Origin of the sequence: Chitinophaga sp. Ak27, assembly GCF_012726295.1 — a bacterium.
Lineage (GTDB): Bacteria > Bacteroidota > Bacteroidia > Chitinophagales > Chitinophagaceae > Chitinophaga.
The window spans coordinates 123,908-138,544 of the sequence record NZ_JABAOB010000005.1; the positions used below are offsets into that span (position 1 = coordinate 123,908).

Sequence of the window (14,637 nt, forward strand, 5' to 3'; positions counted from 1 at the left end):
CGTTCACTAACGTACCAGGCAAATATGTTGAATTTTCGTATACTCGAATACGGTAGTTGCGACTATCACACCATGCTCGACCTTCGTAATGAAGTACTGCGCAAACCGCTGGGGCTTACCTTTTCAGATGAACAGCTGCAGAAAGAAATAAATGACATCTTTATTGCAGGTTTCACCACAGTGAATGATAAAGAAATGATGGCAGGCTGCTGCATCCTCACACCCATCACTGAAGATACCGTACAACTCAGGCAGATGGCCGTTTCGCCGGCTTTGCAGGGTAGGGGAACTGGCCGTGAAATTATCATGTTTGCAGAAACCTATGCACGTAACAACAACTTCGCTATACTTACCATGCATGCCCGCAAAGAGGCCATAGGCTTTTATCTGAAGCTAAATTATAAAATCTGTGGAGAAGAATTTACAGAGGTGGGAATCCCACACTACGAAATGAGGAAAACGCTGAAATAATACTTTTTTTTCTTTTGCAACCCATTGTAGAAGCCCTTTTGATTGTATTGTTATATTGATGGATAAGCAATATGATAATAGACAGTATAGGAATCCTGTCGAAAAAGTTTGTAACCAAATCTTTAATTATACAATGAGAAGCCATGTACTAGCCTGGTCGGGCCTGTGCTATGCCCTTTTCTGCTATACTTCCAGCAGCGCATACGCAAAACCCGAAGGGTACCTCACAGCCAGATCAGTACCGGCTGATACCACCGTTCCGGTAGTCATTAAGCCCGCTGCTGATACCAGTACCAAACCCAAACAGGATACCGCTACTCCGGTAGTCATTAAACCTGCTGCAACAGATACCAGTAAACAGGATACCACCAGGAAACCCGCTACTGATACAACAAAACCCACTGCCAAACCTAAAGAGGATACTGGATTAATCCTCCCTCCGGACCCGGCCACCGCTAAAAGTGAAGTAGGTAAATTTCCGCTCAGCGGAACAGTGAAAGATGATAAAGGCACTCCCATTCCCGGCGCAGTGATCCGGAATAAAACGGCAAAATTGAATGCACAGACCGATCCTACAGGTAATTATACCATCAAGGCAGCTGTTGGCGATACTATCTTGGTAACTGCTCCCACCTTTGGCGAACAAACCATTCCCGTTGCCAAAAGAGGCGCGTTGGATATCAACATGGTGCCCTCCAGCGCCACTAAAAAAGTGCTGGGAGAAGTGGTAGTCACCGCCCTTGGCATTAAAAAGAATCCCCGCTCCGTAGGTTATGCCATACAGGAAGTGAGCGGAAGCGCTGTGCAGGAAGCTAAAGAAGTGAACTTTGTGAATGCGCTTTCCGGTAAAGTGCCAGGAGTACAAATCAGTACCAATACCGGCTCTATGGGAGGTTCCAGCAAAATTACCATCCGTGGGGTAAAATCCATCCTCGGCGATAACAACGCCTTCTTCATCCTGGATGGTGTCCCCATGATGAACAGCGTTACCAACCAGGGCGGACAACAAAACGGTGGCGGTGGCTACGACTACGGCAGCCCCCTCCAGGATATTAACCCGGAAGACATCGAAAATATATCTGTACTCAAAGGAGCAGCCGCTACTGCTTTATACGGCAGCCGCGGAGCCAACGGCGTACTCCTTATCACTACCAAAAAACGCCCGGACAGCGAAAAAGGCATTGGCGTTACCTACAGTCTCAACGCACAGGTGGACCAGGTAGCCGTTCTTCCCAAATACCAAAACCAATATGGTGGCGGTAGTGCGGGCAGCTTCGACACACTTTACTATAACCAACACCCTGAAGGATTCCTGAATGAACAAAGTGCTACTTACGACGATAATAACGGGAAAGGCAGATACGACCTCCTCCCAAAATATGCAGTAGATGAATCCTGGGGCCCAAAATTGGATGGCCGCAAAATCCGCCCCTACTGGTCATGGGATAAAAACAAAAACAACCCGTTCTTCGGACAAACAGATACCTGGTCTCCACATCCAAACAACGTAAAAGACTTCTATAGAACCGGCTTTACCCTTACTAACAATATCTCCCTCGCTGGTAGCAACGATAAAGGTGGATTCCGCCTGTCGTACGGCAACATGGACCAAAGCTTCGTATTGCCAAATGCTACCAACAAGCGGAATAACCTCTCAGTAAACGGAAACTATGAAGTTACTAAAGGGGTAAGAGCTGTGGCCTCCATTAACTACACCTCTCTCCGCGTAAAAGGTCGCCCTGGTACCGGTTTCACCGGCCCCAACCCAACCTTGCAGTTTACAATGTATGGTCAGCGTCAACTCGATATTGAAAAAGAGAAGAGATACAAATACGATGATGGCTCCCAGATTACTTGGAACCGTAAAGCCTGGAATGATCCGGGTATATCCTCCAGCAATGGCCCATACTGGAACCGCTATATGGATTATGAAACAGATAGCCGCAATAGGTTGTACGGCTACGCAGGTGTAGACATAGATGCCACTAAATGGCTGAGCTTCTCCGGCCGCGTATTCATGGATGACTATAATACCCTGGAAGAAGAAAGAACCGCGCAGGACTATATACCAGGTACTTACATCAAACGCATCCGCACCTCCCGGGAAATGAACTACCAGGTAACCGCCGATATCAAAAAAGATTTCGGAAAGGAATTCCAGCTCAACGCTACCGTGGGCGGTAATGTGATGCACAGGCTGTGGACTACCACCGGTGGCGCCACCAACGGAGGCTTCATTATCAAGGATATTTATAACCTGAATAACTCTATTCAAACAGCTACGCCGATAGACGAATACTACGAAAAACAAATTAACTCCGTATTCGCCACTGCCAACCTGGGATATAAAAACTTCCTGTTCCTCGACCTGACTGGTCGCAGCGACTGGACTTCCACCCTGCAAAAAGGCAATAACCAATACTTTTACCCATCTGCCTCCCTGTCTTTCGTCTTTTCCGACCTGCTGAAAGAATGGAAATGGCTGTCATACGGTAAGTTAAGAGGTAGTGCCGCTGCAGTAGGTAACGATGCTGATCCGTACCATAGCTTTAACACATTCGACTATATACCTCCATTCGGAGGTAATCCCATTGGCCAGTTCAATGCTACCTATAACAATATTGCATTGAAACCAGAACGTACCACGGAAGTGGAAACCGGTGTGGAACTGAAATTCCTGGATAATCGTGTCGGACTCGATCTCACTTACTACAGGCGCGTAACCAAAGATCAGATCATCACCCTGCCCATTTCCGCGCCAAGCGGCTACCTGGGAGCCTACGTAAACGGAGGAAGTGTGGAAAACAAAGGGGTAGAAATTGGCTTAAACTTAAACCCAATCCGCCTGAAAGGTGGCTTCCGCTGGGATATCAACGCCAATATTGCGTTTAACCGCAACAAATTGCTGAACCTCAACATTCCGCAATACAACACCTCCCTGCCTGTCCTGACAATTGGTACCGATCGCCGTACCCAGAAAGTATCCGTGGTAGCAGAAGTAGGAGAGCCCCTGGGAACGCTCCGCGGTACAGATTACACCTACTTAAACGGGCAAAAAGTGGTAGACTCATTAGGTCGCTATGTGCCTTCCGCAATTCAGAATATCGGTAACGCCTATCCGGACTATGTTGGAGGTATCACTAATACCTTCTCTTATAAAGGCTTCTACCTCTCTGCATTGGTCGACTTCCAGCATGGCGGCAAATTCTTCTCTTACACCAACCTGTATGGAGAAAAATCAGGTTTGCTGGAAAGCACAGTAGCCAACAACATCCGCGAAACAGGTATCACCGTACCTGGTGTTACAGCAGATGGAAAACCTAATCAAACCAATATCTCTGCACAAGACCACTTCCAGTATAATGGAGGAAATGCCATCAGTACAGCCAATTTGTATGATGCCAGTTATATCTACCTGAGAGAAGCCAAACTGGGTTATAACCTGCCGGAATCCTGGTATAAAAAAATCGGGGCACAAAACGTACGGGTATCCCTCTATGGTCGTAACCTGTGGTTGATCAAGTCCAATGCACCTAATGTGGATCCATCCAACATCCTCAATTCTGCCTCTAATATCCAGGGGATTGAAGGTGGTGCATTGCCTTCCCTCCGCTCTTATGGTATAAACCTGAATGTATCATTCTAAATTTTATGAAGATGACTAAGACGATTTTGAAATATAGTGGTGCATTACTGTTGACAGTCTCCCTGGCCATCTCCGGTTGTAAAAAACTGGACGATATGAACCGGGATCCCACCAAACCAAGCACCACACAGCCACAATACTTATTAACCGGGGCACAGAAATCGGCCATGGACGTACTCTACAGCGGTTTGCAGAATGGCTTTATTGGTATGCACTATGCACAATACTGGTCTGGCAATGCCAGGGTGGTCGATAGCCAATACCAGCTGGATGAGGGTAACAACGGTACCTTCTGGAATAACCTTTACAGGATATCGCTGCACGACCTCGATGCATTGATCAATATGAATAAGCCCAAGCTCAATGAACCGGGCGTAGCCAATCAAACTGCCATAGCACATATTATGCGCGCCTGGATCTTCCAGATATTGGCAGATACCTACGGTAATATCCCTTATTCACAGGCATTCCAGAATACTACCAACATCGCGCCCGCATATGATGATGCAAAAACAGTATATAATTCCCTGATAGATATCCTCCAGGCACAGATAAAAGTGCTGGATGCTACTCAGACAAGTTTTAATACGGGAGATATTATCTATAAAGGAGATGTAGAAAGCTGGAAAAGGCTGGGACATTCACTCCTGTTGCGCCTGGCAATCCGGATGGCAGATGCCGATCCACAAAAGGCGAAGGCAATTATTGAAGCCAACTACCAACAGGCCATCAGTTCCAATGATCAGTCGGCTCAATTCCAGTACCTGGCCGATGTTCCCAACAGGTATCCACAAAATGATGTAGATCGCCCTATCATCGATTTCGCGGTAAGCACCACCTTACTGGACTATATGAATAGCCTGAATGATCCCCGCCTGCCAATATATGCAAGGCCTACCGCAGATGGCAACGTGTTCAGGGGATTACCCTATGGATGGGCCACTTCTGATCCGGACCATAAAGGAGATACCTATTACTCAGCTCCAGGCAAAAAAGTGTATAGCGCTACCATGCCCGGTATCCTGATGAGCTATGCGGAAGTGGAGTTCATCCTGGCCGAAGCCGCAGCCCGGGGCATGAATGTAGGCGATGCTGCTACTCACTATACAAATGGTATCAAAGCATCTATGACCTGGTGGCGCGACATTACCTCAAGCGCGTCTACCATTACAGATACAGCGATCGATGAATATATCGCCAAAGTGCCTTATGTGGCTGCAGACTGGCGTAATGTAATAGGTACCCAGAAATGGTTGGCCCTCTACCCGCAAGGATTCCAGGCATGGTTTGAAAGAACCAGGCTGAAATTCAAAAAACCAGGTGGAGCACCATTGTTTATGGCACCTAAATCAGGTGTGCTGGATAATAGTGTGAAAGACGGTGTACCATACCGCTTAACCTATCCTATTACCGAACAATCACAAAACACAGCCAATTACAATTCAGCTGCCACTGCCATAGGCGGCGATTTCAAAGGCACCAAACTGTGGTACAATAAATTCTGATACAACAATCAACTATAGCTAAACAACAATCTGCCGGCGCCTGCATCTGCGGGCGCTTTTTTTTAACCCCGATTAACTATCTTTAACCCCAACCTATATTCGACATTTATGAGGAAACTACTGCTGGCAGCAGCCTTAATGGCTATTGCTCAATTAACGTTTGCGCAAAGCACTACACACGCTTACCAACATTGGTATACTTATTTTGGCACCGCTAAGTTGAATAACAAATGGGCCATCCCATTTGATGTACAACTTCGTATCAGGGATGGTATCAGCAACAAAGGCCAATTATTGATGCGCGGCGGACTACAATATTCGCTCACCAAACAGGATCATATTTTATTAGGCTATGCCTTCGTTCCTACCTACAACGGGGTAAGCAACACCTGGCTTCCGGAACAACGCATCTTCGAACAATACATTCATAAGGAGAAAAAATTAGATATGACACACCGGCTAAGGCTGGAACAACGCTGGGTAGCCCAACCTTCCCAACCCGGCCATCCGGATGCCATCGGCGACTGGAAATATGGTAATCGCTTCCGCTATTTCAATCGCACCCAGTTAGGCATTAAACATAAAAAAGAAAACACGCCCTTCTATGTAGCACTCCAGGACGAAATCTTTCTGAACCTCTGGGGAAATGATATCAGTAACCTGCTTTTTGACCAAAACCGCTTCCTGGCCGCATTTGGCTATCAATTCAATACAAAGCTAAAGGCAGACATCGGGTATATGAATCAATTAGTGCAGGTGGCATCCGGAGCTAAGACAATGAATCATATCCTGCACTTCAGTGTATTTCAAACAATAGATTTTTAGGGCGAAGGCTGCTGGCAACAGTCTTCCCGGTATTCCGAGACCAATCCCCGTATGTTCAGCAGGAAACGGTATTTATTTATAGTGGTTGAACTTTTCCTTCAACACATCAGCAAAATTCTTATATGCTTCTTCTGTCTTAAAGGCACTGGTAGGAATGAGAAAGAAAGTTTTTTTATCCCGGTATAAAAAGAAGAATTTCTTGGTTTCTACTACCTGGGAAAAATTACTCCAGCTGATGGCCCGCTGATGATCGCTTCCCCGGGTGGAGATCAGGATGCCTTCATCAGAATACTTCAGTTGGATACTATCCTTAAATGTAGCGGCTTTATTATAGATGGAAACGGGTAGGAGATACCAGAATACCCAGCCTAAAACCAGTACCATTAACACGATACCAGTAAGCGCCCCGGGCGTTACCACCTTAAAGAAAAAACCTGTCAGGGTGGCTAATAGCAATATAATAAGTGTATTGCGGAAGACTTTTATCTCTCCCCTTTGCGTAAAATGATAGCGCAATGCATGTAACACTTCTCCCTTGTCATAACTGAACTCTAAATGCATGCTGGCCTGGCAAAACGAATTTTATCTATTAACTGAAATCGACATAGGATTATCCATTTCATCACGCACAGTAACAGGTGCTTCTTTCTTCCGGTTGCGTTTTACGTTAGATAGGTCGTCTTCGCCAAAACCTGGGAAGTTCTTCTTGATGAATAGAAAGTATTGCTGTAAGGTCTTTGGATCCACTTTAAATGGAAACGCCAACTCCTTACCACTTCCTTTCAGGAAGTCGTTTGTATTTAATTTGGTTTCGTTTTGTAAATACCACTTGTATAAATCCACAATAGCTTTTTCCAACTCTGCTTCATCCACTTTTTCTGCTGTCTCTACCCGTGGAAACATTAACACAAACTCTTCTACCCGTACAGGCTTTGTATTATTTGTGTTTTTGGAATTATTACGGTTATCGTTGTTATCACCGTTTTTATCTCCATTATTATCCCCGTTCTTGAAACCAGTGCTGGCATTTGCTGATGTGGCTGCGGCCAAGATAACCAACAGCATTAACAACAGCTTTTTCATAAGGTGTCAAATTTTCGAGTCTAAAAATACAATTATATTTTGAGATTTCTAGTAGATTATAAAATATGCGTAAAAACCCTGAAAAAACAAAAGCAATGGACGAACCATTGCTTTCGAGAGTCATTTACAGTGCATGAAGAGTCATGCGGTGTAGGAATATTTGGTTTTTCATAGGACAGTAACCATAATAAAAATTAATACAATAACAAATATAATAAAATTATATCGTGACTGAGAGAAAAGAATAAATATTAGAAAAAATCAAATATTTCATCTCATAATTATAAAACACGCAATAAAAGAAGCTTTTTCAGAAAAATTTCAAATGAGAAAAAATAAAGGAAGAGATAAAGCTAAGGGCTAAAACCTAAAAAATAACGGTGGAGATTAACAAAAGGATCAGCTTTGAGAAAATAGTAAGGGCGCCTAGAAAAGCGCCCTCAATTTGTTACTATCCTATGAAAACCCTATTTGAATACAAAGATAAAGGCATGTTATTTTTCTTTGAAATTTTAGAGGCACAATAACATATCATTAACAAGAAGTTATAACATTCAATCAGCTACAACCCATGCTGGTACCGCAATTCAGGCATTTATAACAGGTTCCCGAACGAACCGTAATATGCCCGCAGGTAGTACACGCCGGCGCATCACTCTGCATACTTTTCATATAATCCTGCGTATTGCTTTCCGGCTGATAAGCGCCAACAGCCTGCGTTCTGGGCAACCTGGACGGTATTTTTTCTCCGCCGCCGGCGCGGAAAGAAACAGGAGGTGTATTCGTTGGTTCGTCTTCCTCTCCGGTATTTTCCGGCGCATCTAATACATGCACCAGGTCTGTACGCCCCAGGTATTCATATCCTAACACCCGGAAAATATAATCTATCAGGGAAGTAGCAGATTTAATATTAGGATGATCCACTATCCCAGCAGGCTCAAAACGCGTAAATATAAACTTATCTACAAATTCCTCCAACGGCACGCCATACTGTAATCCCACAGAAACCGCAATGGCAAAGCAATTCATCAGGCTGCGCAAGGTGGATCCTTCCTTGGCCAGGTCAACAAATATCTCCCCTAATGTACCATCACTGTACTCCCCCGTACGTACAAAAATTACCTGCCCCCCCACGTTCGCCTTCTGCGTAAAGCCACCCCGTTTCGATGGCAACGCCTGCCGTTCTACAATCCGCGACAACTGACGCTTCAATGTCGTATCCCTGCTGGCCAGCATACGACGGTTTACTTCTCCCAACAATTCATCATTCGTTAACTCACCCAGTCCCTGCCCTAATGGCTGCTCCGTATTACTGCTTTCCTGCTTCTTCTTTTTATCACTTTTATTGCTCAACGGCTGACTCAGCTTACTGCCATCCCTGTACAAAGCACAAGCCTTCAATCCCAGCTCCCAACTCATCTTATATGCATCTGCTATTTCTTCTACCACCGACTCATTGGGAAGATTAATCGTCTTTGAAATCGCTCCCGAAATAAAAGGCTGTACTGCCGCCATCATCCGGATATGCCCATGTGGATGAATATACCGCTCTCCATCCTTCCCGCATTTGTTAGCACAGTCAAATACTGGTAAATCCGCCTCCTTTAAATAAGGAGCTCCCTCCACCGTCATGGTACCACATACGTAATCATTGGCTGCCTGAATCTGTTCATCTGTAAAACCAAGTTCATGTAACAAGCTGAACTCCAGGCTATAATAATTAGCCGGCGTAAATCCTAACCGCTGTAAACATTCTTCCCCCAGGGTATATACATTAAAGACAAACCCTATATCAAAAGAGGAAACTACCGCTGCATCCAGCTTTTTCAGTTCCTCTCCAATAAAACCCTTTTCACTCAACGACTGATGATTAATATAAGGCGCCCCGGCAAAATTGCCGCTGCCTTTGGCATAATCTATAATCGCTTTGATTTCATGGTCAGAATAACCCAAAGTATGTAAAGCGGCAGGGATAGACTGGTTAATAATCTTAAAATATCCTCCACCAGAAAGTTTCTTAAACTTCACCAATGCAAAATCCGGTTCTACACCCGTTGTATCACAGTCCATTACCAGGCCTATCGTGCCCGTAGGCGCTATCACCGTGGCTTGCGCATTACGGTAGCCATATTGCTCACCCCATTTCACGGCCTCATCCCAGGCTTTGGTGGCTGCTTTCAGCAGGTAATCAGCACAATAACGGGCATCTATTCCCTTAGGCTTTATTTCTAGTCCATCGTAGGCATCTGTAGCATCATAGGCCGCTGCACGGTGGTTCCGCATTACCCGCAACATATCTTCCCGGTTTTCGGCATACCGTGGGAATGCCCCCAGGTGAGCCGCCATTTCTGCCGATGTTTTATAGGCAATACCCGTCATGATCGCGGATATAGCGCCTGCAATCCCTCGCGCTTCCTCGCTATCGTAGGCAATGCCACTCACCATCAGCATAGACCCCAGGTTCGCGTACCCTAATCCCAAAGTACGATACTCATAACTGAGCTGCGCCACCTCCTTTGAGGGGAACTGCGCCATCAATACAGATATTTCCAGCACTACGGTCCATAATCTCACAGTATATTCAAATCCCGGTACATCAAACAGCTGTTGCTGCTCGTCAAAAAAGCGGCGTAGGTTCACAGATGCCAGGTTACAGGCCGTATTATCCAGGAACATATATTCAGAACAGGGATTGGAAGCATTAATACGTCCTCCCTTAGGACAAGTATGCCATTCATTAATAGTGGTGTCATATTGAATACCCGGATCGGCACAACGCCAGGCAGCATAAGTGATTTGATTCCACAAATCACTGGCTTTCACCGTTTTGACCGTCTTCCCAGTGGTACGGGCCTTCAAATCCCAGTCAGCATCTGCTTCCAGTGCCCGGAAAAACGAGTTAGGGACGCGAACGGAATTATTGGAGTTTTGGCCAGAGACCGTTTTATACGCATCTCCTTCATAATCAGACGAATAACCTGCCGCAATCAATGCAGCCACTTTCTTTTCTTCTTCCACCTTCCAGTTTACAAAGTCCATGATTTCTGGATGATCCAGGTCCAGGCACACCATTTTAGCTGCTCTCCGGGTGGTGCCTCCCGATTTAATAGCACCGGCTGCCCGGTCGCCCACCTTCAAAAAACTCATTAATCCGCTGGAAGTACCACCGCCACTCAGTTTCTCTCCTTCTCCCCGAATATGTGAATAGTTGGTACCCACCCCGGATCCATACTTGAATATCCGTGCTTCCCGTACCCATAGGTCCATAATTCCACCTTCATTCACCAAGTCATCGTCCACGCTCAGGATAAAACAAGCGTGTGGCTGAGGTCGCTCATAAGCAGACGTTGATTTTTCTAGCGTTCCCGTACGTTGTTCTACATAAAAATGTCCCTGTGGCTTTCCCTTGATACCGTAACTTTCAAATAACCCCGTATTAAACCATTGAGGAGAATTAGGTACACATGACTGGTTGAGCATGCTATAGCTAAGCTCTTCATAAAATATAGCGGCATCTTTTTCACTGGCAAAATAACCGTATTTCAATCCCCAGGCTCTCCAACAATTAGCCATCCGGTGAACCACCTGCTTTACCGAGGTTTCCCGCCCCGAGCTACCATCCGGCTGGGGGACGCCCGCCTTCCGGAAATACTTCTGCGCGAGGATATCTGTTGCAATTTGCGACCACGACTCTGGCACTTCCACATTGTTCATTTCAAACACAACGTCTCCACCGGGATTACGTATCACCGACGAACGCAATTCATAGGTAAACTGATCGTAAGGACTCACACCTTCCTGGGTAAAATGACGGGTGAACGAAAGACCACCCGTATTAACTGGATTTTTCATACGGCAAGTTTTCTTAGATGATAGAATGAGTTAGTGATGCGGAGTACTTTAAAATTAATTTTTAAATGCCGGGAGGGGGGCATTTATTTTGCACAGATTGTGGATAATTGCTCAAACAGTTTGCCAACATGTTTGTTTATACCTCAAAACGGAAATCCGGCTCAAAATTTGTCGTTAACAAAAACTTCACAGTGGTATAACACCTAATAATGTAAGTATCATGATGTTCATGAATAAAAAATGAATTGAATGCTTATTTATTTAGCAATGTGTGTTATTAATAAAAATATTATACATTTGCGACAACCGGAACAATGCGCTATTGATGTACAATAACATATACACTTCGTTCATCGAAAGAAAGGCTAAAAAGGAAAAGGCATTCGCGGTTTTGATTGACCCGGATAAGGTAACTCCTGTGGGTATCATTGAGCTTGCAGCCAAATGCACTGCTGCCAAAGTTGACTATATCTTCCTTGGAGGTAGCCTTGTGATCTCTGATCACTTGGATGAATGCGTGCAACAGCTGAAAGCTTGCTGCGACATACCCGTTGTATTATTTCCAGGAAGCCCTTCCCAGGTATCTAAATATGCAGATGCGCTGCTCTACCTGTCTGTTATTTCGGGAAGAAACCCCGAATTACTGATTGGTCAGCATGTAGTATCTGCGGCTGCCGTTAAGAAAAGTGGACTCGAAGTGATTTCTACAGGTTACATGGTAATCGATGGAGGAGCCCCCACCACGGTATCATATATCAGCAATACAACGCCCATTCCCGCCGATAAAGCGGATATTGCCATGTGTACGGCAATAGCAGGCGAAATGCTGGGCATGAAAGTGATTTATATGGATGCCGGTAGCGGCGCCCGGATTCCCATCACGGAAAGTATGATCAGCCGCGTAGCCAGCCAGGTACAGGCACCTATTATCGTTGGCGGCGGTATCCGCGATGCCGAAAAAGCTTACCTTAACTGTAAGGCAGGCGCAGATGTGATTGTAGTAGGAAATGCCATAGAAAAAGATCTCTCCCTCATCAAGGAACTGGCCGATGCGGTACATTCTGTACCAGTAAAAGCATAAATCATAAAGCACAAGGTATAAAGCTATTAAAGCGAATGACCGGTGGGAATACCCGCTCAGATCATTCGCTTTAATAGCTTTATACCTTGTGCTTTACGCTTTCCGCTTTCCGCTGCTTATAAACTCATCATCTCCTTAAATTTCACAGCCTGCCGGCGGCTTACTTCAATCTTTTCGCCTCCCCGCATTTCCAGCAATAACCCACCATTAAAATAGGTATCTATCTTCTCAATCATCCGGAGATTTACAATATGCTTGCGGTTAGCCCGGAAAAAAGTACGCTCATCAAGCCGTTCTTCCAGTGCATTCAGTGATTTAAGAATCAATGGCTTATTACTTTCGAAATACACCCGGGCATAGTTCCCAACACTTTCAAAAAGGCGGATCTCCTGCAGTTTTACAAACCAACACCGATCTCCATCCTTTACAAAAACCTGGTCATTTTCCGATAATAACGAACGTATCCCACCTGATGCCGCCAGGCGGTCCTTTTCTTCCTGCTGATGCAATTTGTGAATAGCATCGGCCAGCCGCTTCGGTTCTACTGGTTTCAACAGGTAATCAAGCGCGTTGTACTCGAATGCCTTTAAGGCGTATTCATCGTAAGCGGTGGTAAAAATTACCTGCGGCGTCTTTTCCAGTTCCGCGAGTAGGTCAAATCCCGTTTTATCTGGCATCTGAATATCCAGGAACAGCAGGTCAGGATGTAAGGTTTCGATCTTTTCTATACCATCCTTCGCATTCACAGCTTCTCCTACCACCACTATTTCCGGGTGATCTGCCAGTAATTTCTTGAGTTCACTCCTGGCCAGGCGTTCATCATCTATTATCAATGCTTTTTTCATTGGCAATATGAAGTTTGGTTGAATGATTTAATTTAATTGATTTAATAATAACCGTAACCAGATATTAGCCAGCTACAGCAGTTTTATAACAAGTGATTAGAGTAAAGGCATGACCACTGTGGCTTCTACCGTATGCTCGTCTTTATTTCTGATCTCGAAAGAAGCCCGGCTACCAAACAAAAGACCTAGTCTTTGCCGGGTGCTCTGTAAGCCAAAACCGTGGCCATTAATGCTATTTTCAATTATCTGACCAGTATTTTCGATCGTAATAACATGCTGCATCCCCTTCAATGAAGAATTAATGTACACCGAACCTCCACTGATAATACGGGAAATACCATGTTTAATAGCATTCTCCACCAATGTCTGCAACATCATCGGCGGTACCTGCAACTCCAGCGTATCTGGATCTATGTCGTACTGCACATTTAACCGCTCTTCAAAACGGATATGCTCCAATGCAAGGTAATCCTTTACAATATTTAATTCGTTCTCAAGACTCACCGTTTCCGCCTTTTCCGACTGCATGGAACTTCGCAAAATATTCGAAAGCTCCGTAATAGCTGTCCTTGCCCGCTGCGGATTTTCATCCACCAACGCCCGGATACTGTTCAACGCATTGAAAATGAAGTGTGGATTCAGCTGCGCCTTGATTGTTTTAAGCTCTAACTCTTTTACCGTTGTCTCCAACTTGAGCTGATCTACCTGGGAACTCCTGTTTCGCTCAATATAATGCCAGATATAGTAGATCATCCACCAGATAAACGAGATCACAAAAGGGGAGATCAATGCCCTTACCAGGTCCTCCTGCTTATACTTATATACAAAATACATCAGTGAATTATAACTGATATATACCGTGACAGAAGTGCCGGCTACCATAGCAAAAAACAGTAATATCTGGCGCTCGGAATTATAGGTTACCCAATTACGTTTATTGATTAATGTCCGAAAAAGGTGGGTGGCTAAAATACCTAAAGCAATGAATATTAAAAGATTGATAAAATCCGACAGCTGCACCACTGACTTATCCAAGGTGTAATAATAGAACCAGTTTAAAGCAAAATAAGCTGACCAGCCCAGCATCTGACACCACCAATATTTGCTTATCTTCTTTAACATTAAATCAAATTAGTAAACTTCACCTATATTCCAAAAATACCCTTTAGCCTCCCCCATTTAAACCTAAATATTATAAATGGTGAATCAAAAACGGTAAATGGCAGATGCCTCCGGCTGAATGGTCTGATATGTCATAAAAGGCCTATCTTCGTGGCATTGGATCATCAATTACCACATTTTTTTGTGTATTTTTGTTACTTCATAAAA

Annotated in this window: 10 protein-coding genes; 5 read left to right on the forward strand and 5 right to left on the reverse strand. The window is 44.7% G+C overall.

Going from position 1 to position 14,637, the window contains the following annotated elements; translation table 11 throughout:
* Positions 1-24 precede the first annotated feature (24 nt).
* The 4 genes from HGH90_RS17870 to HGH90_RS17885 all read left to right on the forward strand — a co-directional run bounded on the left by HGH90_RS17870 (position 25) and on the right by HGH90_RS17885 (position 6,447).
* Positions 25-471 (forward strand): GNAT family N-acetyltransferase, encoded by a 447-nt coding sequence (locus HGH90_RS17870; RefSeq protein ID WP_169191660.1) that lies wholly within the window; start codon positions 25-27, stop codon positions 469-471.
* Between the two features lie 133 nt (positions 472-604).
* Positions 605-4,117 carry a SusC/RagA family TonB-linked outer membrane protein gene (locus HGH90_RS17875; RefSeq protein ID WP_168766651.1) on the forward strand — a complete coding sequence of 1,171 codons (3,513 nt, stop codon included), beginning with the start codon at positions 605-607 and terminating at the stop codon, positions 4,115-4,117.
* 11 nt (positions 4,118-4,128) lie between these two features.
* The gene (locus tag HGH90_RS17880; protein WP_168766650.1) at positions 4,129-5,622 is read left to right on the forward strand and encodes a SusD/RagB family nutrient-binding outer membrane lipoprotein; all 1,494 of its coding nucleotides are present in this window, start codon (positions 4,129-4,131) and stop codon (positions 5,620-5,622) included.
* A 108-nt stretch (positions 5,623-5,730) separates the two neighbouring features.
* Positions 5,731-6,447, forward strand: coding sequence for a DUF2490 domain-containing protein (locus HGH90_RS17885; protein ID WP_169191661.1), 717 nt, complete (start codon positions 5,731-5,733; stop codon positions 6,445-6,447).
* Between the two features lie 72 nt (positions 6,448-6,519).
* Here HGH90_RS17885 and HGH90_RS17890 read toward each other — a convergent pair whose 3' ends face one another.
* From HGH90_RS17890 to HGH90_RS17900, 3 genes are all read right to left on the reverse strand, one after another.
* Positions 6,520-7,008 carry a YcxB family protein gene (locus tag HGH90_RS17890; RefSeq protein ID WP_145663166.1) on the reverse strand — a complete coding sequence of 163 codons (489 nt, stop codon included), beginning with the start codon at positions 7,006-7,008 and terminating at the stop codon, positions 6,520-6,522.
* Positions 7,009-7,029: 21 nt separating this feature from the next.
* Positions 7,030-7,530 carry a hypothetical protein gene (locus tag HGH90_RS17895; RefSeq protein ID WP_145663164.1) on the reverse strand — a complete coding sequence of 167 codons (501 nt, stop codon included), beginning with the start codon at positions 7,528-7,530 and terminating at the stop codon, positions 7,030-7,032.
* 558 nt (positions 7,531-8,088) lie between these two features.
* Positions 8,089-11,382, reverse strand: coding sequence for a vitamin B12-dependent ribonucleotide reductase (locus tag HGH90_RS17900; RefSeq protein ID WP_169191662.1), 3,294 nt, complete (start codon positions 11,380-11,382; stop codon positions 8,089-8,091).
* A gap of 325 nt (positions 11,383-11,707) precedes the next feature.
* On the opposite strand from HGH90_RS17900, the gene HGH90_RS17905 reads away from it, so the two are divergent.
* Entirely contained in the window at positions 11,708-12,463 is a 756-nt protein-coding gene (locus tag HGH90_RS17905) for a geranylgeranylglyceryl/heptaprenylglyceryl phosphate synthase (protein WP_168766647.1), read from the forward strand.
* Positions 12,464-12,579: 116 nt separating this feature from the next.
* Here HGH90_RS17905 and HGH90_RS17910 read toward each other — a convergent pair whose 3' ends face one another.
* The gene (locus HGH90_RS17910; RefSeq protein WP_145663155.1) at positions 12,580-13,308 is read right to left on the reverse strand and encodes a LytR/AlgR family response regulator transcription factor; all 729 of its coding nucleotides are present in this window, start codon (positions 13,306-13,308) and stop codon (positions 12,580-12,582) included.
* Between the two features lie 96 nt (positions 13,309-13,404).
* Positions 13,405-14,430, reverse strand: coding sequence for a sensor histidine kinase (locus tag HGH90_RS17915; protein ID WP_145663152.1), 1,026 nt, complete (start codon positions 14,428-14,430; stop codon positions 13,405-13,407).
* Positions 14,431-14,637: the final 207 nt, after the last annotated feature.

Excerpts from the sequence above, each read along its gene's own strand:
- HGH90_RS17870 (WP_169191660.1), top strand. The coding sequence starts at position 25 with ATGTTGAATTTTCGTATACTCGAATACGGTAGTTGCGACTATCACACC.
- HGH90_RS17875 (WP_168766651.1), top strand. The coding sequence starts at position 605 with ATGAGAAGCCATGTACTAGCCTGGTCGGGCCTGTGCTATGCCCTTTTC.
- HGH90_RS17880 (WP_168766650.1), top strand. The coding sequence starts at position 4,129 with ATGACTAAGACGATTTTGAAATATAGTGGTGCATTACTGTTGACAGTC.
- HGH90_RS17885 (WP_169191661.1), top strand. The coding sequence starts at position 5,731 with ATGAGGAAACTACTGCTGGCAGCAGCCTTAATGGCTATTGCTCAATTA.
- HGH90_RS17890 (WP_145663166.1), bottom strand. The coding sequence starts at position 7,008 with ATGCATTTAGAGTTCAGTTATGACAAGGGAGAAGTGTTACATGCATTG.
- HGH90_RS17895 (WP_145663164.1), bottom strand. The coding sequence starts at position 7,530 with ATGAAAAAGCTGTTGTTAATGCTGTTGGTTATCTTGGCCGCAGCCACA.
- HGH90_RS17900 (WP_169191662.1), bottom strand. The coding sequence starts at position 11,382 with ATGAAAAATCCAGTTAATACGGGTGGTCTTTCGTTCACCCGTCATTTT.
- HGH90_RS17905 (WP_168766647.1), top strand. The coding sequence starts at position 11,708 with ATGTACAATAACATATACACTTCGTTCATCGAAAGAAAGGCTAAAAAG.
- HGH90_RS17910 (WP_145663155.1), bottom strand. The coding sequence starts at position 13,308 with ATGAAAAAAGCATTGATAATAGATGATGAACGCCTGGCCAGGAGTGAA.
- HGH90_RS17915 (WP_145663152.1), bottom strand. The coding sequence starts at position 14,430 with ATGTTAAAGAAGATAAGCAAATATTGGTGGTGTCAGATGCTGGGCTGG.